Origin of the sequence: Microbacterium paraoxydans (genome assembly GCF_019056515.1) — a bacterium.
GTDB lineage: Bacteria > Actinomycetota > Actinomycetes > Actinomycetales > Microbacteriaceae > Microbacterium.
Window position 1 is genome coordinate 1,414,343 of sequence record NZ_CP064873.1, and the last position, 17,388, is coordinate 1,431,730.

At 71.0% G+C, this 17,388-nt stretch carries 15 protein-coding genes; 11 read left to right on the forward strand and 4 right to left on the reverse strand.

Annotation, left to right across the window (positions count from 1 at the left end; translation table 11 throughout):
* The first annotated feature begins 171 nt into the window (after window positions 1-171).
* From ispG to IZR02_RS06640, 3 genes are read left to right on the forward strand one after another with little or no spacing between them, the layout of a single operon-like run.
* Window positions 172-1,302: a flavodoxin-dependent (E)-4-hydroxy-3-methylbut-2-enyl-diphosphate synthase gene (ispG, locus tag IZR02_RS06630; RefSeq protein ID WP_025103167.1), complete on the forward strand. Its 1,131-nt coding sequence runs from the start codon at window positions 172-174 to the stop codon at window positions 1,300-1,302.
* A 13-nt stretch (window positions 1,303-1,315) separates the two neighbouring features.
* Window positions 1,316-1,648 (forward strand): nuclear transport factor 2 family protein, encoded by a 333-nt coding sequence (locus IZR02_RS06635; RefSeq protein ID WP_025103168.1) that lies wholly within the window; start codon window positions 1,316-1,318, stop codon window positions 1,646-1,648.
* A gap of 51 nt (window positions 1,649-1,699) precedes the next feature.
* The gene (locus IZR02_RS06640) at window positions 1,700-2,566 is read left to right on the forward strand and encodes a hypothetical protein (protein WP_025103169.1); all 867 of its coding nucleotides are present in this window, start codon (window positions 1,700-1,702) and stop codon (window positions 2,564-2,566) included.
* A gap of 90 nt (window positions 2,567-2,656) precedes the next feature.
* Here IZR02_RS06640 and IZR02_RS06645 read toward each other — a convergent pair whose 3' ends face one another.
* The 3 genes from IZR02_RS06645 to IZR02_RS06655 all read right to left on the reverse strand — a co-directional run bounded on the left by IZR02_RS06645 (window position 2,657) and on the right by IZR02_RS06655 (window position 5,977).
* Complete coding sequence (locus IZR02_RS06645; RefSeq protein WP_025103170.1) at window positions 2,657-3,349, reverse strand: hypothetical protein; 693 nt, start codon at window positions 3,347-3,349, stop codon at window positions 2,657-2,659.
* A 21-nt stretch (window positions 3,350-3,370) separates the two neighbouring features.
* Window positions 3,371-4,408: a hypothetical protein gene (locus IZR02_RS06650; protein ID WP_025103171.1), complete on the reverse strand. Its 1,038-nt coding sequence runs from the start codon at window positions 4,406-4,408 to the stop codon at window positions 3,371-3,373.
* Window positions 4,409-4,564: 156 nt separating this feature from the next.
* Window positions 4,565-5,977 (reverse strand): RNB domain-containing ribonuclease, encoded by a 1,413-nt coding sequence (locus IZR02_RS06655; protein ID WP_025103172.1) that lies wholly within the window; start codon window positions 5,975-5,977, stop codon window positions 4,565-4,567.
* A gap of 78 nt (window positions 5,978-6,055) precedes the next feature.
* Here IZR02_RS06655 and IZR02_RS06660 point away from each other — a divergent pair, with 78 nt between their 5' ends.
* Together IZR02_RS06660 and IZR02_RS06665 are read left to right on the forward strand one after the other, a co-directional pair.
* A complete protein-coding gene (locus IZR02_RS06660; RefSeq protein ID WP_025103173.1) occupies window positions 6,056-6,826 on the forward strand; it encodes an isocitrate lyase/PEP mutase family protein in 771 nt (256 codons plus the stop codon).
* Between the two features lie 39 nt (window positions 6,827-6,865).
* A complete protein-coding gene (locus IZR02_RS06665; protein ID WP_025103174.1) occupies window positions 6,866-8,626 on the forward strand; it encodes a proline--tRNA ligase in 1,761 nt (586 codons plus the stop codon).
* Between the two features lie 18 nt (window positions 8,627-8,644).
* Here the strand turns inward: IZR02_RS06665 and IZR02_RS06670 are convergent, their stop codons facing one another.
* Window positions 8,645-9,148 (reverse strand): pyridoxamine 5'-phosphate oxidase family protein, encoded by a 504-nt coding sequence (locus IZR02_RS06670; protein ID WP_025103175.1) that lies wholly within the window; start codon window positions 9,146-9,148, stop codon window positions 8,645-8,647.
* Between the two features lie 134 nt (window positions 9,149-9,282).
* Between IZR02_RS06670 and IZR02_RS06675 the strand changes: the two genes are divergently transcribed.
* The 6 genes from IZR02_RS06675 to IZR02_RS06700 all read left to right on the forward strand — a co-directional run bounded on the left by IZR02_RS06675 (window position 9,283) and on the right by IZR02_RS06700 (window position 17,386).
* A complete protein-coding gene (locus IZR02_RS06675; protein ID WP_025103176.1) occupies window positions 9,283-10,323 on the forward strand; it encodes a TIGR00730 family Rossman fold protein in 1,041 nt (346 codons plus the stop codon).
* Between the two features lie 189 nt (window positions 10,324-10,512).
* A complete protein-coding gene (gene nusA / locus IZR02_RS06680) occupies window positions 10,513-11,496 on the forward strand; it encodes a transcription termination factor NusA (RefSeq protein ID WP_025103177.1) in 984 nt (327 codons plus the stop codon).
* A gap of 62 nt (window positions 11,497-11,558) precedes the next feature.
* Window positions 11,559-11,813 (forward strand): YlxR family protein, encoded by a 255-nt coding sequence (locus IZR02_RS06685; protein ID WP_081811550.1) that lies wholly within the window; start codon window positions 11,559-11,561, stop codon window positions 11,811-11,813.
* A 94-nt stretch (window positions 11,814-11,907) separates the two neighbouring features.
* Window positions 11,908-14,640, forward strand: coding sequence for a translation initiation factor IF-2 (gene infB / locus IZR02_RS06690; RefSeq protein WP_025103178.1), 2,733 nt, complete (start codon window positions 11,908-11,910; stop codon window positions 14,638-14,640).
* A 105-nt stretch (window positions 14,641-14,745) separates the two neighbouring features.
* A complete protein-coding gene (gene rbfA / locus IZR02_RS06695; RefSeq protein WP_025103179.1) occupies window positions 14,746-15,174 on the forward strand; it encodes a 30S ribosome-binding factor RbfA in 429 nt (142 codons plus the stop codon).
* A gap of 160 nt (window positions 15,175-15,334) precedes the next feature.
* Window positions 15,335-17,386 (forward strand): helix-turn-helix transcriptional regulator, encoded by a 2,052-nt coding sequence (locus IZR02_RS06700; RefSeq protein WP_025103180.1) that lies wholly within the window; start codon window positions 15,335-15,337, stop codon window positions 17,384-17,386.
* Window positions 17,387-17,388: the final 2 nt, after the last annotated feature.

Below are 17,388 nucleotides of genomic sequence, written 5' to 3' on the forward strand. Positions count from 1 at the left end.
AAAGACCGCCCCGGAGGCGGTCTGGATTCGAGGGAACGCGAACACACCGCCTAGGAGGCGGGCCACCAGGTGATGTGCGCGATCATGGGGCGAAACTACCACACCCGCCGCATCCAGCCCTTCCGCATCCGGGCGGCGTAGGCTGGGATCGTGCCAGCAGTGAATCTTGGGATGCCGAAGGTCCCCGAAGTCCTCGCCCCGCGTCGCAAGTCCCGTCAGATCAAGGTGGGCAAGGTGCTCGTCGGCGGCGATGCGCCCGTCAGCGTGCAGTCGATGACGACGACGAAGACCACCGACATCAACGGGACGTTGCAGCAGATCGCGGAGCTCACCGCCTCCGGCTGCGAGATCGTCCGCGTCGCCGTGCCCTCGCAGGACGACGCCGACGTGCTGCACATCATCGCCAAGAAGAGCCAGATCCCGGTCATCGCCGACATCCACTTCCAGCCGAAGTACGTCTTCCAGGCGATCGACGCCGGCTGTGCGGCCGTGCGTGTGAACCCGGGCAACATCCGCAAGTTCGACGATCAGGTCGGCGAGATCGCGAAGGCCGCCAAGGACGCGGGCGTCTCGCTCCGCATCGGCGTGAACGCGGGCTCGCTCGACCGTCGCCTGCTCGAGAAGTACGGCAAGGCCACGCCGGAGGCCCTCGTCGAGAGTGCGGTCTGGGAGGCCTCGCTGTTCGAGGAGCACGACTTCCACGACTTCAAGATCTCGGTCAAGCACAACGACCCGGTCGTCATGGTCAAGGCCTACCGTCAGCTCGCCGAGCGGGGCGACTGGCCGCTGCACCTCGGCGTGACCGAGGCGGGACCGGCCTTCCAGGGCACGATCAAGAGCGCGACCGCCTTCGGCATCCTGCTGGGGGAGGGCATCGGCGACACCATCCGCGTCTCGCTGTCCGCGCCGCCGGCCGAGGAGGTCAAGGTCGGTCACCAGATCCTCCAGTCCCTCAACCTCCGGGAGCGCAAGCTCGAGATCGTCTCGTGCCCGTCGTGCGGTCGGGCTCAGGTCGACGTCTACACGCTCGCGGAAGACGTCACCGAGGGGCTCAAGGAGATGACGGTGCCGCTGCGCGTCGCCGTCATGGGCTGCGTCGTGAACGGCCCGGGTGAGGCACGCGAGGCCGACCTCGGTGTCGCCTCCGGCAACGGCAAGGGTCAGATCTTCGTCAAGGGCGAGGTCATCAAGACCGTCCCGGAGGCCGACATCGTCGCCACCCTCATCGAGGAGGCGAACCGCATCGCCGCCGAGATGGGACCGGACGCTCCGCTCGGCACCGCCCAGGTCGTCACCGCCTGATCCGAGGAGTGCCGTGTCCGACATCCTCCTGCCCGCGCCGGTCCAGGCCATGATCGACGCGATCAACGCCGGGGACACCGACGCCTTCGTCGCCGCGTTCACCGCGGACGGCTTCGTGAGCGACTGGGGCACCGTGAAAGCCGGTGCCGACGGCGTGCGCGGCTGGGCGGACAGCAATGCGATCGGCGCCGGGGCGCGGATGACCGTGCTCTCGGCCGCCACGGACGGCGACACGACGCGCATCCGGTTCGCGTGGAGCAGTCGCGTCTTCAACGGCGAGTCCGATGGGATCTTCGTCGTCGACGGCGACCGGCTCGCCAGCTTCACGATCCCGCCGTCCCACTGACACCCCGTGCCTGACCGGCACCACCGTTCCGTCGTCTCTCCGAGGAGCCCCATGACCACGCCCACGATCGTCACCTTCCCGGACGGCGGCCTCCGCGGAGACGCCGTCGTGACCCGTGTGGCGGACGACGCCGACGGGACCGTGGTCGTCGTCGACGCCACGCCGTTCCACCCCGTCGATCACACCTGGCCCGATCAGCCCGGCGATACCGGAGCGATCTCCGGCGATGCCGGAGCCGTCCCCGTGACCGAGGCGCTCATGGCGGCGGTCTCGGATGACGGCGCGTTCGCGGTGGGCAGCGCGATCCCCGTCAAGCGCGGGAGCGAGGGGTGGACGTGGCTGGTGGGCCACCGGCTCGATGGTGCCGCGCCCGCCTGGCTCGCGGAGGGGACGCGCGTGGCGCTCTCGGTCGACGAGGCGCACCGTGCAGGCCTCAGCCGCGGTCACACCGCGTGCCACCTCGCCTCCCTCGCCCTGGATCTCGCGGTCGCCGACCTCTGGCGCAAGGACCCGGGGGAGGATGCGCTGGGAAACCCGGACTTCGAGGGACGGGCGAACCAGTCCAGCCGCATCCACGAGGACGGCGCCGTCGACGAGTACCGCCTGGGCAAGAGCCTGCGCCGCGCGGGTTTCGACACCGAGACGTTCGCGGCCACGCTGGCGGACCGCGAGCAGCGCATCAACGCACAGCTCGCCGCATGGGTCACCTCCGCTGCCGCGAGCCGCATCGAGGTGGACGGACCGACCATCGTCGACCGGCGACGCTGGCACTGCGACCTCCCCGAGGGCGAGGCCGTGATCCTCTGCGGCGGCACCCACGTCCGTTCCCTCGCGGAATTCGCCGCCATCGCGGTGACTCTGGATCTGTCCGACCCGCAGCTCCTCGTGATGACGACGACCGCGACTCCCGCCTCCTGAGCCCTCGCCCGCCTCAGGCCTTCGCGCGAGGACAGGCGCCAGCAGCCGGTGTCGCCTGCTGTCGCATGCCTGCCTGTTCCCGCGATGAGGTCAGCGCACGAACCCTGCCTGCACCCGACCACCGGCGAGTTCCAGTTCCTCACTGACCCGCGCCGCGAACCCCGGGATGTCTCCGGCGAGCAGCGGAGCGCTGAGCTGCTCGGCGCGCTCGGGACTCCACGCGCGCAGACGTCGGGGGAGCCACTTCCCGGAGCCGATCCACTGCCCGTCGGTCAGCAGCATCAGCTCGGCGATGCGCTCGAACAGCAGGCCGGCCACGACGTGCTGCTCGAGCGGGTCCGTGGCGTCCTGGAGGTCGTCGAGCAGATCGGTGATCACGTACCGCCGGAATCGTGACTCACTGTCCTCCACCGTGGGCCCGGCGGCGAGCACCGCACCCCACCGGGCCCGCAGGTCGTCGAGCCCGGGCCCGGAGAGCACCGGCACGCCCTCCACGAGCATGTGCACGATGACGGGTCGGTGCTGCGCAAGGCCGCGGTTCGCCCATGTCTCGAACCCTTCCGCCGTGTAGGCGAAGACCTCGAAGATCTCGCCCTCGAACTCGCAGGTGAGGGCCTCGCTCTGCTGGGCGCGATCGGTGAAGAGATCATCGTCGATGAGCAGGAGGTCGATGTCGCTCGTGCGCGTGCGCTGGCCGCGGGCCGTGCTCCCGGCGACGATCGCGATGCGTGCGCGCGGATACCGCGCGGCGATGAAGCGCCCCACCCGCTCGACCTGATCCATCTCGACAGGGTAACCGGCGGCTCAGGCGACGATTCGCCGGCGCAACGCGCGGAAGAAGCCCCGGATGGCGAGCTCTCGCTCCTCTGAGCGGAGGTGCTGCCAGATCTCGAGCTGTTCACGCCGCTTCTCGAGGTCCGGGGGAAAGGGGCCGTCGCCGGAGTCCCAGACCAGGAACGCGAGGATCATCTGCACTTCCCACGCGGCCGCCATCGGTGTGCTCAGGAGGGAGTTCGGGGCGAACGGGCTGACACTCACCGCACTCTGCAGCGGGAGAAGGCTGGAAGCGAGGGGGTCCGGATGTGTCTCGCTCGTGCGGACGGCGATGCCGTCGTCGAGGATCGCCAGGATCCTCTGCCGCTGCGCTTCCATCGCGGCGAGGGCGCGGTTGCGCCAGGCGAGGCAGGCAGCGACAGCGACGAGGGCCACGGAGAAGGAGCCGGCGATCTCGAGCTGGGGGCTCAGGAACCAACACGTGTACACCACGAGGATCACGGCCGCTGCGGTCATCGCCGTGTAGGCCCGTCCTGCCCGATGCAGGTCTGCGGTCGGGGCCGTCGAGAGGACAGGGGGAGTCAGCATGAGGGCCGTCCACCCCCAGAAGGCGCCGAGCACGGCGATCGTGGCGAGCAGGAGCAGCACCTGGGGGTCCCGGCCGATCGTCGGTGTCAGCGCCGCCGCACCCGCGCCGATCGCCAGCAGCAGCGAGAACGCGACGGACAGCCCCAGTACTGCGGCACCGATCCGGTGCCGCGCCTTCCGGGCGAACCGGGTCACGCGACTGTAGCCGTTCGCGGTCAGAAGCGTGACCAGCAGGATGACGGTCGCCATCGAGCATCCGATCCCGATACCCATGCGAAGGGACATGTCGTTCGCGGTCGCAGCCGGCACAACGGTGAACGCGGCGGCTGCGCCGAGGGAGAGGAAGACCGCCAGGCACAGGCGGAAAAACCACCAAGGGGCGGAGCGCCAGGAAGACACCGGGACTTCCACGAACGAGGAGGCCAGCGCGAAGAGGTCGAGCGGGGGACGCGTCACGGATTCGACCGGCAGGGAAGGCATGGAGCGAGTATGCCGACCAGCACGGACATCGTCCCGAGAGGCGCCGACGGCCGTCTCGTCTCAGGCTGACGCTGGTGGAGGATCAGGCGAACGCGGCAGCACAGGCTCTTGCGCCGGTAAGCGCCTGATCCCGCGTCCTCGCCTGACCCGGCGGAGTCAGACGGCGAGCTCAATCTCGCCCGTCGCGATGTCCACGCGCACGACGCGCAGCCGCACCACGTCCCCGGGCCTGGCGAGACCCACCGCCGCGGTCGTCGTGACCGCGGGCTCCGCGATCTGGACGGCGGCCCGCTCGCCCCGGAGCTCGATGACCGTCGCCTCGACCGTCTGCCCGACCAGAGGCGTGAGCAGCGCGGCCTCGACGCGGTTCACGGTGTCCGCGTCCAGCTGCGACGCCCGTCGGCCCGAGTCCTGCATGAGCGCGGGGAGGTCGCCGAGGGAGGAGCGCACCCACTCCGGCACCGGCTGTCCCGTCGACACGGCGAGGCAGATGGTGAGGACCCAGCGGTCGACGAGCCGGCGGAGGGGAGCGGTCGCATGTGCGTACGGGGCGCCGATCGCGGCCTGCACGGCGTCGGCGGGCGGCTCCCCGTCGAACACGAGGTACCCCGCACCGCGGAACAGCGAGGCGGCGGCTTCCAGCACCGGGAGGGTCATCGGGTCGGAGCGGTCGAGGCCGCGGAGGTACTCGCCGTACGTGCCGTCGGTCCACGGGCGCCCGAGCGCCTCCGTCTGATGACGGAAGGCCGCGAAAGCCGCCTCGTCCGGCTCCGGCATCGTGCGGAGGATGCCCACGCCTGCGTCGATCATGAGCGTCGCGGCCGCGATCCCGGTCATGAGCGACAGCTGCGCGTTCCACTCCTCCACGGGCAGGGGGCTGCGGCGCTCGATCGCATAGGTGCCGTCCTCGGTGCGCACGACCTCCTCGTCCGGGACGTTGAGGCTGGCTCCACCGCGCCCACGCTCCTGCTCGAGGCGGAGGGCACCGATATCCGGCAGCAGGGCCGCGTGGCCGCCGTCGCCCCGGTCCAGCGCCTCCTGGGTGGACGCGTAGTCGAGCTGCGCACGGGACCGGATGAGGGCGCGCTCCAGCCGGAAGTCGGTCACGGTGCCCGCGGCATCCAGCGCGAACGTCCACACGAGAGCGGGACGGTCGACATCGGGGAGCAGGGAGACGCGGTCCTCGCTCAGCACCGGCGGATGCAGCGGGATCGTGCCGTCCGCGGCGTACAGGGTCTGTCCCCGTCGGCGGGCCTCCGCGTCCACGGCACCACCGGGGGTGACGAAACCCGGCACGTCCGCGATGGCGTACCGCACCCGATAGCCGTCGCCGTCGCGCTCGAGGTGGAAGGCCTGGTCGAGGTCACGGGCGCCCGCAGGGTCGAGGGTCGCGAACGGGATGTCCGTGAGGTCGAGCTCCGGGGTCGTGGCCGAGGCCGCTTCCGCCTCGGCGAGCACGTCGGCGGGAAACACGGTCGGCGTGTCCAGGGCCTCCCGCAGCGCGGAGAGCGCCGCGGCGAGCTCGGTCTGGGCGGCGGAGGGGGCGACATGCGAGCGGCGCTGGGGCATGCCGCCAGCCTAGGTCGAGCACCGGGACGATCCGCCGCAGCCGGCCCGCGTGCCCGCATCGGCCGCTAGCGTGGGGACATGACCACTGCTGCCAAGGCTCAGACCCTCGTCGGACTCTATGACGCCCCGGAGATCCTCCGTGTGGTGAACGTGTGGGATGTCGTCTCCGCACGCGCCGTCGCCGCGCTGCCGGAGACGAAGGCGATCGCCACCGCCGGTCACGGCATCGCCGCGTCGTTCGGCTACGACGACGGGGACACCCCGCGCGACGTCATGATCGACATGGTCGGACGGATCGCGGCGGCCGTGTCCGTTCCCGTCACCGCCGACCTGGACGACGGGTACGGCGACGCGGGGGAGACCACCCGCCTCGCGATCGCGGCCGGCGTCGTCGGCGCGAACGTCGAGGACCGCCTCAAGCCGCTCGACGAATCGGTCGCCGTCGTCGAGGCCATCGTGAAGGCCGCGGAGGCGGAGGGCGTGCCGTTCGCCCTCAACGCCCGGACCGACGCGTTCGTGCGTGCCGGGTCGCGCCCCGTGGAGCAGAGCATCGCGGATGCCATCCAGCGCGGTCGCGCCTTCCTCGATGCGGGCGCCACCGCGGTCTTCGTCCCCGGCATCCTGGACGCGAACGTCACGCGTCAGCTCGTCGAGGGGATCGGTGAGCGCAAGGTCAGCGTGATCGGCATCCCCGGCGCGCTCGCCGCCTCCGAGTACGAGAAGCTCGGCGTGACCCGCATCTCCTACGGTCCGCTGCCGCAGCGCGTGGCGCTCACGGCTCTGCAGGAGCTCGCGGAGAGCCTCTACCGCGGCGGTGTCGTGCCGCAGGGACTCCCGGCCCTCAACTGAGCGACGAGGCGGGTGACCGCGGCTCACTACACTTGAGCCGTGGTCACTCGTCTTTCGAACTTCTTCCTCCGTACGCTCCGCGAAGATCCTGCCGGTGCCGAGGTCGCCAGTCACAAGCTGCTGATCCGCGCCGGGTACATCCGACCGCAGGCGGCGGGCATCTTCGCGTGGCTGCCGCTCGGCCTGCGCGTCAAGGCGAAGATCGAGACCGTCATCCGCGAGGAGATGGCCGCCGCGGGTGCGCAGGAGGTGCACTTCCCCGCGCTGATGCCGCGCGAGGCGTACGAGGCCACCGGGCGCTGGGACGAGTACGGCGATCTGCTGTTCCGCCTCCAGGACCGCAAGGGCGGGGACTACCTGCTGGCGCCGACGCACGAGGAGGCGTTCACGCTCCTCGTGAAGGACCTGTACTCGTCGTACAAGGACCTGCCGCTGACGATCTTCCAGATCCAGGACAAGTACCGCGACGAGGCCCGGCCGCGCGCCGGGCTCCTCCGCGGCCGCGAGTTCACGATGAAGGACGCCTACTCCTTCGACGCCTCCGACGAGGGGCTGGATGCGAGCTACCAGGCGCAGCGGGACGCGTACGAGCGCATCTTCCAGCGGCTGGGCCTCGAGTACGCGATCGTGCAGGCCGACGCGGGGGCCATGGGCGGTTCGCGGAGCGAGGAGTTCCTGCACCCGACCCCCGTGGGCGAGGACACGTTCGTCCGCAGTGCCGGCGGCTACGCGGCCAACGTCGAGGCCTTCAGCACCCCGGTACCCGCGCCGCTCCCGTTCGATGCCGACGGCGCCCCCGTGATCTTCGACTCTCCGGACACGCCGACCATCGAGACGCTCGTGGCGCACTGCAACCGCGAGCTCGACGGCGAGTACACCGCCGCCGACACGCTCAAGAACGTGGTCCTCGCCTTGAAGCACCTCGACGGCACCCGTGAGCTCGTGATCGTCGGCATCCCCGGCGACCGCGAGGTGGACGAGAAGCGCGCCGAGGTGGCCTTCGCGCCGGCCGAGGTCGAGACCGCCACCGCCGAGGACTTCGAGAACAACCCCCTTCTGGTGAAGGGCTACATCGGTCCGTGGTCGCCCACAGGCGCCGTGCTGGGCGAGGAGTCCGCGACCGGCATCCGCTACCTCGTCGACCCCCGCGTGAGCGAGGGCACGAGCTGGATCACCGGCGCGAACATCGACCAGAAGCACGCGCACTCCGTCGTCGCCGGACGCGACTTCGAGGCGGACGGCATCGTGGAGATCGCGAACGTGCGCGCCGGCGACCCGGCGCCCGACGGCTCCGGTCCGGTCGAGCTCGCCCGCGGCATGGAGATCGGTCACGTCTTCCAGCTCGGACGGAAGTACGCGGAGGCGCTCGGCCTCAAGGTCCTCAACGAGAACGGCAAGCTCGTCACGGTCACCATGGGGTCGTACGGCATCGGCGTCACGCGGATCCTGGCGATCATCGCCGAGCTCAACAACGACGACAAGGGCCTCATCTGGCCGGCCTCGGTCGCCCCGTTCGACGTGCAGGTCGTCGCCGCCGGGCGCGACCAGGTCGCCTTCGACGTCGCGGAGGACCTCTCCGCGCAGCTCGAAGCCGCCGGGCTCGACGTGCTCTACGACGACCGTCCGAAGGTGTCGCCCGGAGTCAAGTTCGGTGATGCAGAACTCGTCGGCGTCCCGAAGATCGTGATCGTCGGCCGGGGCGCCGCCGACGGCCAGGTGGAGTTCTGGGACCGCCGCACGGGCGAGCGCGAGGCGGTCTCGGTCGCCGAGGCTGTGGAGCGGCTCTCCGCCACGCGCTGACCCGGCGCCGCCGGTCGCTCAGCAGGTGACGCGGCCGTGGTTCATGATGTCGTCGTCCGGGGTGTCTCGGGTCACCAACGCCTTGAGCGCCCCGGCGGCCATCGCCACCTTGCCCTTCGCCGGTTCCCAGAACTCGGCGACGACCGGGGTGACCGCGAGCAGGGCGATGTCGGGGGTGTCCAGCCCCTCCTCGAACCAGATGTCGAGGGAGGGGGAGTAGAGCTCCTCCATCTTCGCGCGGTCGTGCACGATCTCTGCGGTGCCGGCGACGGACACGTAGCGCATGCCCTTCGCGTCGCAGTAGGCCAGCCCGACATCATGGTGACGGCGCGCCTCCTCGACCTTCTCCGTGTCTTCCGCCGTGAAGAACCAGATGGCGCCGGCGTCGTCCATCTGCCTGGTGGACATCGGCCGGCTGACGAGGTTCCCCTCCGGGTCGGTGGTGGTGAGCATGGTGAAGTCGATGTCCTCCACGAGCTCCTTGATGCGGGCGAGGGCCTCGGGTCCGGTGATCTCTGTCATGTCGCCATCGTGGCGCCACCGCCGACCGAGCGCACGGGCGTTGACACCGTGTCCCGCCCATGCTGCGGAGCGCGGGGGTGCGGATCCTCGGCGTTGCGTCCCGTCGGCGGGAGGCCGCGTGGGACGCTGGGGGCATGACCGAGGAACCGCTGCCGGCCGCTCTGAGCGACGAGATCAACCATGTGCTGGACGAAGCGGGGGTGTCCTCTGACCGCCGGCTCGTGATGCGGATGCTCCGCACGGCGCTGCTCCTCGGTGAGGACGACACCGACCGCCTCGACCTCAAGATCGCCTCCGCCGCCCTGGCCGAGATGCGCGACGCGTTCCGCCTCTTCGCCCCGTTCCGCGGCGTGCCGAAGGTGACGGTGTTCGGCTCCGCACGCACCCTCCACGACGACCCGCTGTACCTGCAGGCGCGCGATGTCGCGGCGGCGCTCGCGAACGACGGCTGGATGGTCGTCACGGGCGCGGGCCCCGGGATCATGCAGGCCGCCGCCGAGGGGGCGGGGCCGGCGCTGTCTCTCGGCGTCTCCATCCGGCTCCCCTTCGAGGAGAAGGCGAACAGTCTCGTCGCGGGAAGCGATCAGGTCGTCGCGATGAAGTACTTCTTCACGCGCAAGCTCATGCTCATCAAGGAGTCGAGCGGATTCATCTGCCTGCCCGGGGGCTTCGGCACGCTCGACGAGATGTTCGAGCTGCTCACCCTGCAGCAGACCGGGAAGGCCGAGCCGACGCCGATCGTGCTGCTCGACGAGAAGGGCGGATCGTTCTGGCAGGGCATGCGGCGCTTCGTCGACGAGCACCTCGCCCCGATGGGGGTGATCTCCCCGGGGGATTTCGATCGCGTCGTCATCACCGACTCGGTCGAGGAGGCCCGCGCCGAGATCACCGGGTTCTGGCGCAACTACGACTCGCTGCGGTGGGTCGGGGACACGCTCGTGCTGCGGCTCAAGGCCGAGCCGACGGACGCCGAGATCGAGGAGCTCAACACCGCCTTCGCCGCACTCCTGTCGACCGGGCGGATCGAGCGCACGGCTCCCCGGTCCCCGGAGGTCGCCGACGACGACCGCCTCGACCTCCCGCGCCTCGCCCTGCACCTGGATCAGCGTCAGGTGGGCAACCTCTTCCGTCTGATCGGCGCGCTCAACGCCCTCCCGTCCGCGCCGAAGGCGTGACCAGGCGCGGGACTGTCCGCCGGGACAGGCCGCCGCGCGGAGGCAGGCCGGTTCCGGCAAGGGCGCCTGCTGCCTCGCGACGGCCTGTGCCGGCGGAGGCCGGATGGCCCGGGCGCGCGGCACACGGTATCGTTGTACGGATGTCGCGCGTGCATTCGGGCGCGACGAGAGCTGAATAGGGAGGCCGTCATGGACATCGAACTGAGTCTGCTGCGAGGGATCGAGAAGGAGAAGGCGATCCCGTTCGACGAGCTCGTCTCGATCATCGAGCAGGCGATCCTGACCGCGTACTCCAAGCACGTCTCGCCCGACGGCGCGACGCCGGAGGGCGTCCGCGTGCACCTCGACCGCAAGACCGGCCACGTCGCCGTCCTCCAGGTCGTCCGCGACGACGAGGGTGCGATCATCGGCGAGGAGGAGGCGACGCCGGACGACTTCGGGCGCATCGCCGCATTCGCCGCCAAGCAGGTCATCAGCCAGCGCCTCCGGGACATCGCGGACGACGCCGTCCTCGGGGAGTTCAAGGGCAAGGAGGGCGACATCGTCGCCGGCGTGATCCAGCAGGGGCCGAACCCGCGCATGATCCACGTCGACCTCGGCTCCGTCGAGGCGATCCTCCCGCCCGAGGAGCAGGTACCCGGCGAGGAGTACACGCACGGGTCCCGGCTGCGCGTCTACGTCACCAGCGTCGCCAAGGGGCTCAAGGGTCCGCAGATCACCGTCTCGCGCACGCACCCGGGCCTGGTCCGCAAGCTGTTCGCGCTCGAGGTGCCCGAGATCGCGGCCGGCCTGGTCGAGATCGTCGCGCTGGCCCGCGAGGCCGGGCACCGCACCAAGATCGCGGTGAAGGCGAACGACCCGGCCATCAACGCCAAGGGCGCGTGCATCGGCGAGATGGGGCGCCGTGTGCGGGCCGTCACGGAGGAGCTGGCGGGGGAGAAGATCGACATCGTCGACTACGACGCCGACCTGCCCACGTTCGTGGCGCACGCGCTGTCGCCGGCGAAGGTCACGAGCTCGTTCGTCCTCGACGCGAGCACCAAGGCCGTCCGCGCCCTCGTGCCGGACTACCAGCTGTCGCTCGCCATCGGCAAGGAGGGTCAGAACGCGCGTCTGGCCGCCAAGCTCACCGGCGCCAAGATCGACATCCAGCCGGACAGCGTCCTCGACTGATCCCTGTCCGTCCTCGACGCCACGCCCGGTGGCGGCGAGGACGGACGGAACGCAGGTGTAAGATGGAACCCGTACGAACGTGCGTCGGTTGCCGCACGCGTGCTCCCCGCTCCACTCTGCTCAGGGTGGTTGCCCAGAACGACACCCTCATCCCCGATGAGCGTGCTGTCCTGCCGGGGCGTGGCGCGTGGGTGCATCCGACACCCGAGTGCATGGAAGCCGCTCTGCGGCGTCGAGCTTTCGGAAGAGCACTGCGTGTGACCACTCAGCTGGACACACGGATCTTCGAACAGCACCCACCAAGAAACAAAGGCTGAACAGCTATGGAAACAAAGTGAACGGCTCGAAATGAGACCCGTCCGCGACTAGTGGTCTGCCCTGTCTGGGCAGACCGACCCAGACAGGAGAATTGTGGCTGGTAAACCACGCGTACATGAGATCGCCGCCGAACTCGGCGTCGACAGCAAGGTCGCACTTGCGAAGCTCAAGGAACTCGGCGAGTTCGTGAAGAGCCCGTCCTCGACGGTCGAGCCCCCGGTGGCGCGCAAGCTGCGCGCCGCGATCGAGGCCGACCCGTCCCTGAATGCGGCCTCCGAGCCCGCTGCGGCGAAGCCCGCCGCGAAGCCGGCACCGAAGTCCTCGGCGCCCACCCCCGGTCCGAAGCCCGGCCCCAAGCCGGGTCCTGCAGCTCCGGCCGCACCCGCCCCGAGCCCGGCGCCCGCCCCCGCGGCGGAGAAGGCTCCGGCGCCGTCGGCGCCCGCGAAGCCGTCGGCTCCGGCCCCGGCCGCACCGTCCTCCGGTGACGGCAACGCCCCGAAGCCCGGCGCGCCCCGCCCCGGCAACAACCCGTTCTCGTCCGCACAGGGCATGGGCCAGCGTCCCGCGGGTCCCCGTCCCGGCAACAACCCCTTCGCCTCGGCGCAGGGGATGGGCCAGCGCCCGACCCCCGGCAACATCCCGCGTCCGCAGGCGCCCCGTCCCGGTGCTCCGCGCCCGGGTGCCCCGCGTCCCGGCTCGCCGCGACCCGGCGCACCTCGTGGTGGTCAGGGCGGTCGTCCCGGTGCTCCGTTCCAGCAGCGTACGGGCGGCCCCGGTCGTCCCGGCGGCGGTGGCGGTCCCGGTGCGGGTCCCCGTCCCGGCGGCGGTTTCGCCGGTCGTCCCGGTGGTGGCGGTCGTGGCCGTGGTCCCGGCGGCGGTACGGCCGGTGCCTTCGGCAAGGGCGGCGGCAAGAGCAAGCAGCGCAAGTCGCGGCGGGCGAAGCGGCAAGAGTTCGAGATGCGGAGCGCCCCGGTCGTCGGTGGCGTCAACGTCACCCGTGGCAACGGCGAGACGATCCGCATGCGTCGCGGTGCCTCCATCGCGGACTTCGCCGACAAGATCGAGGCCCTGACCGGCTACACCGTGCAGCCGGGCACCCTCGTCACGATCCTCTTCAACCTCGGCGAGATGGCCACGGCCACCGAGTCGCTGGATGAGGCCACGTTCGAGGTCCTCGGTGAGGAGCTGGGATACAAGGTCCAGATGGTCTCGCCCGAGGACGAGGACAAGGAGCTCCTCGAGGGCTTCGGTCTCGACCTCGAGAAGGAGCTGGAGGAGGAGAGCGAGGACGACCTCGAGATCCGTCCCCCGGTCGTCACCGTCATGGGTCACGTCGACCACGGTAAGACGCGCCTCCTCGACGCGATCCGCCAGACCAACGTCATCGAGGGTGAGGCCGGCGGCATCACCCAGCACATCGGTGCCTACCAGGTCTGGACCGAGCACGAGGGCATCGAGCGGGCGATCACGTTCATCGACACCCCCGGTCACGAGGCGTTCACCGCCATGCGTGCCCGTGGTGCGCAGGTCACCGACCTCGCGATCCTCGTGGTCGCGGCCGACGACGGCATCATGCCGCAGACGGTCGAGGCGCTGAACCACGCCCAGGCAGCCAACGTGCCGATCGTGGTCGCGGTGAACAAGGTCGACAAGCCCGAGGCCAACCCGGCCAAGGTGCGTCAGCAGCTCACCGAGTACGGTCTGGTGGCCGAGGAGTACGGCGGCGACGTCATGTTCGTCGACGTCTCGGCCCGTGCCAACACCGGCATCCAGGAGCTCCTGGACGCGGTGCTGCTCACGGCGGACGCCGGTCTCGACCTGACCGCCAACCCGAACAAGGCCGCTCGCGGTGTCGCCATCGAGGCGAAGCTCGACAAGGGCCGCGGTTCGGTCGCGACGGTGCTGATCCAGTCCGGAACCCTCCGGGTCGGCGACGCGATCGTGGCGGGCACCGCTTACGGCCGTGTCCGCGCGATGATCGACGAGAACGGCGAGATCGTCGAGGCGGCCGCGCCGTCCCGTCCGGTCCAGGTGCAGGGTCTGAACTCCGTGCCCCGCGCCGGCGACGTCTTCATCGTCACCGAGGAAGACCGCATGGCGCGTCAGATCGCGGAGAAGCGCGAAGCCGTCGAGCGCAACGCGCAGCTGGCCAAGGCTCGCAAGCGCATCTCGCTCGAGGACTTCACCCGTGCTCTCGAAGAGGGCAAGGTCGAGTCGCTCAACCTCATCATCAAGGGTGACGTCTCCGGTGCCGTCGAGGCGCTGGAGGAGTCGCTCCTCAAGATCGAGGTCGACGACTCGGTGCAGCTGCGCATCATCCACCGCGGTGTCGGTGCGATCACCGAGTCCGACGTGAACCTGGCGACGATCGACAACGCGATCATCGTGGGCTTCAACGTCCGCCCCGACACGAAGGCGCGCGAGCGTGCTCAGCGTGAGGGCGTGGACATCCGTTTCTACTCCGTCATCTACAACGCGATCGACGAGATCGAGAGCTCGCTCAAGGGCATGCTCAAGCCGGAGTACGAAGAGGTCCAGTCGGGTGTCGCCGAGATCCGCGAGGTGTTCCGCTCCTCGAAGTTCGGCAACATCGCCGGTGTCATCGTGCGGTCCGGGACGATCACGCGCAACGCGAAGGCCCGCGTCATCCGCGACGGCGTCGTCATCGCCGATGGCCTCGCCATCGAGTCGCTGCGCCGGTTCAAGGACGACGTCACCGAGGTGCGGACGGACTACGAGGCCGGTATCGGCCTCGGCAAGTACAACGACATCCAGGTCGGCGACGAGATCGAGACGACCGAGATGGTGGAGAAGCCGCGCGGCTGATCCGCACGACTGCGGCGGCTGCCTCCTCCTCCCGTGACGGGGGAGGAGGCAGCCGCCTCCGCGGTTCGCTGGGAACCGCGACGCACAGAGGTGGGAGAAGGAACAATGGCTGGTGAACGACAGGCCCGACTCGCGGATCGCATCCGCGTGATCCTCGCCGAGCGCTTGGAGAAGGGGCTGCGCGACCCGCGTCTCGGCTTCGTGACCATCACCGACGTCCGCGTGAGCGGCGATCTGCAGCACGCGTCCGTGTTCTACACGGTGCTCGGCACGGAAGAGGAGCGCCTCGCCAGCGGTGCCGCGCTCACGTCCGCGACCGGAATGCTGCGCAGCGAGGTCGGTCGACAGCTCAGCACTCGACTCGTCCCCACGCTCGAATTCATCCCGGACGCGCTCCCGGAGAACGCCGACCACATCACCGCTCTGCTGCGCGAGGCGCAGGAGCGCGACGCGGAGGTGGCCAAGCTGGCCTCGTCCGCGACCCACGCCGGCGAGGCCGACCCCTACCGGTCGGACGACGACGACGAGGACTGATCCCGTCTGATACCCTCAGGTCCGCGGCGGGACAACCGGTGGATCTGGGGGGATCGACATTCAGGCGACGAGCACGCCCGCGGGCCTCTTCGTCGCGCCTGTCGTCGTGGAGCCGCTGCTGGATGAGCTTCGACGGCGGGATCTGTGCTGCGCGCCGCACGTGGCGGCGCAGCTGGGCGCCGCGCTGCCTGACGATGCCGAGGCCGTGCTCGCCGTCGCGGCTCGCCTCACACCGGAGCAGCGCCGCGGATTGAGTCGGATGCCGTGGCCGCTGCCGTCCGCGGCGGTCCATGCCGGCATCCGCGGGCTGGCGAGCGCCGACCGACTGCTCCTGCTCACGGTGGTGCTGGCACTCGAGGAGGAGCTGGATCCGATCCTCGCGGCCGACGGACGCCGCGTGGAGGAGATACGGGCCAGCGCCGCCGCGCCGCATCTGACGATCCACGCGGGCTCGATCCGGCTCACCGACCCGCGCGTGGCCGCGGAGGTGTACGCGGCCGCGTCGGCGGCGGAGGTCGCGCGCGTGCACACCCGGCTGGCTGACGCCGCGGTCGCACGCGGGGACCGGAGTGGGGAGGCGTGGCATCGCGCGCGATCGTGCGCCGCGCGGGATCGTCGGGCCGCAGCGGTCCTGACAGCGCGGGCCCGTGTCGCGGCCGACGCGGGGCTCACCGAGCGCGCGCTGCTCCTGGCCGGTGAGGCCGCCGCGCACGCGACCGGCGCCGTCGGCGAGGAGGCCAGGGTGCTCGCCGGCTGCGCGGCGCTCGCCTGCGGCTACGCCGCGGATGCCGAGGCGTGGCTGAGCGGTCTCTTCCCGGGCGCGGCGGAGCATCGACGGGCACGGGCGCTCGGCCCCTACCTCGCCGCCCGCACCCTTCGGCACGGCCTCGTTCCCGCCGTCGATCCGCGGCGGCTCGCCTCCGGCTCCGCGGCCGACGCCACGGCATGGGCGCGATCCGCGGGGCTCGTCGCGATCCTGTGCGCGGAACGTCGCGACCGCGGGGCCGAGTGGCGCTGGCTCGCCCAGGTCCGCGGAGCCTCCCACGCGGGGACGGACCGTGCGCTGCGCGATGCCGTGGTGGGGGTGTGCGCTCTCCTCGCCGGCGACGTCATGCCGGCGAGCGGGACCGCGGGCCTCGGCGGGCTCGGCGGCGTAGCGGCGGCGCTGCAGATGGCATGCGCGGGCGACATCGACGAGGGCCTGCGGCTGCTGCGCACGGGAGGACTTCCCGGAGCGGAGCGCGATCCGGTGTTCCCCGGCTTCGAGAGCAGCCCGGTCGTGCGGGCCTACCGCGCTGTCACCGAGGTGCTGCTCCTCGTCTGGCGGGGAGACATCGGTCCGGCCAGGGAACTGCTCCGGCACGCGGCGGTCGAGCTCCCCGTCGCCATCCCGTTCGCCGGTCTCGGTGTCGTCCTGGCGCGGCGGCTCGACCTGGCGGTGCTCGGCGCCCTGGGCCCGATCGCGCGTGCACTCACCGACGTCCTTGCTCCCGCCGCCGGGTCGGACGTGCTGGTCGATCGCGCCGTCGAGGCCTTTCTGGACGGTTCCTTCGAGGTGGCCGTCGGCGCCATGGGGCTGTGGCGGGACCGCGGAGCCCCGCAGCCGGTGTTCGCGGTGCCGGGAGTCGACGAGGTCGTGCTCTGGTCGCCGTGGGGATACCGGCCGGGGACCGTGCGGCCGCCGGAGAGCGAGATCGCCGCGGCGCTGCGGCGGGCGGTCGTCGGTTCCGCCGGCCCCACTTGGCGCACGGACCAGGAGGAGCTGCGGGTGGCGGCGAGCCGGCTTCGGTCTCCGTTCGCCCGCGGGCGGGTCGAGTCCCTCCTCGGGGTCCGATCCGGTCTGCACGGAGACGTGGTCTCGGCACGCGGGCACCTCGCGCAGGCCGAGCGGCTGTTCGAGGTCGCCGGAGCGCGAGCCTGGGAGCGCGCGGTGCGACGACGGCGGGAACGGCTCGAGGCGTCCGGGACCACGGCGGACGGGACGGCGGCCCTGCCCGCCTGCCGGAGCGCCTGGGCTCAGCGACTGACGCCTCGGGAAATCGAGGTGGCGATGCTCGCGGTCGGCGGGACGGCGAACCGCGCGATCGCGGAGCGGCTGTCGGTCTCGGTCCGCACGGTCGAGGTGCACCTCGGACGCGCGTTCGCGAAGCTGCATGTCCGCAGCCGCGTCGAACTGACCGTGCTGGCCCACCGCACCGAACAGCTCCTCTGAGC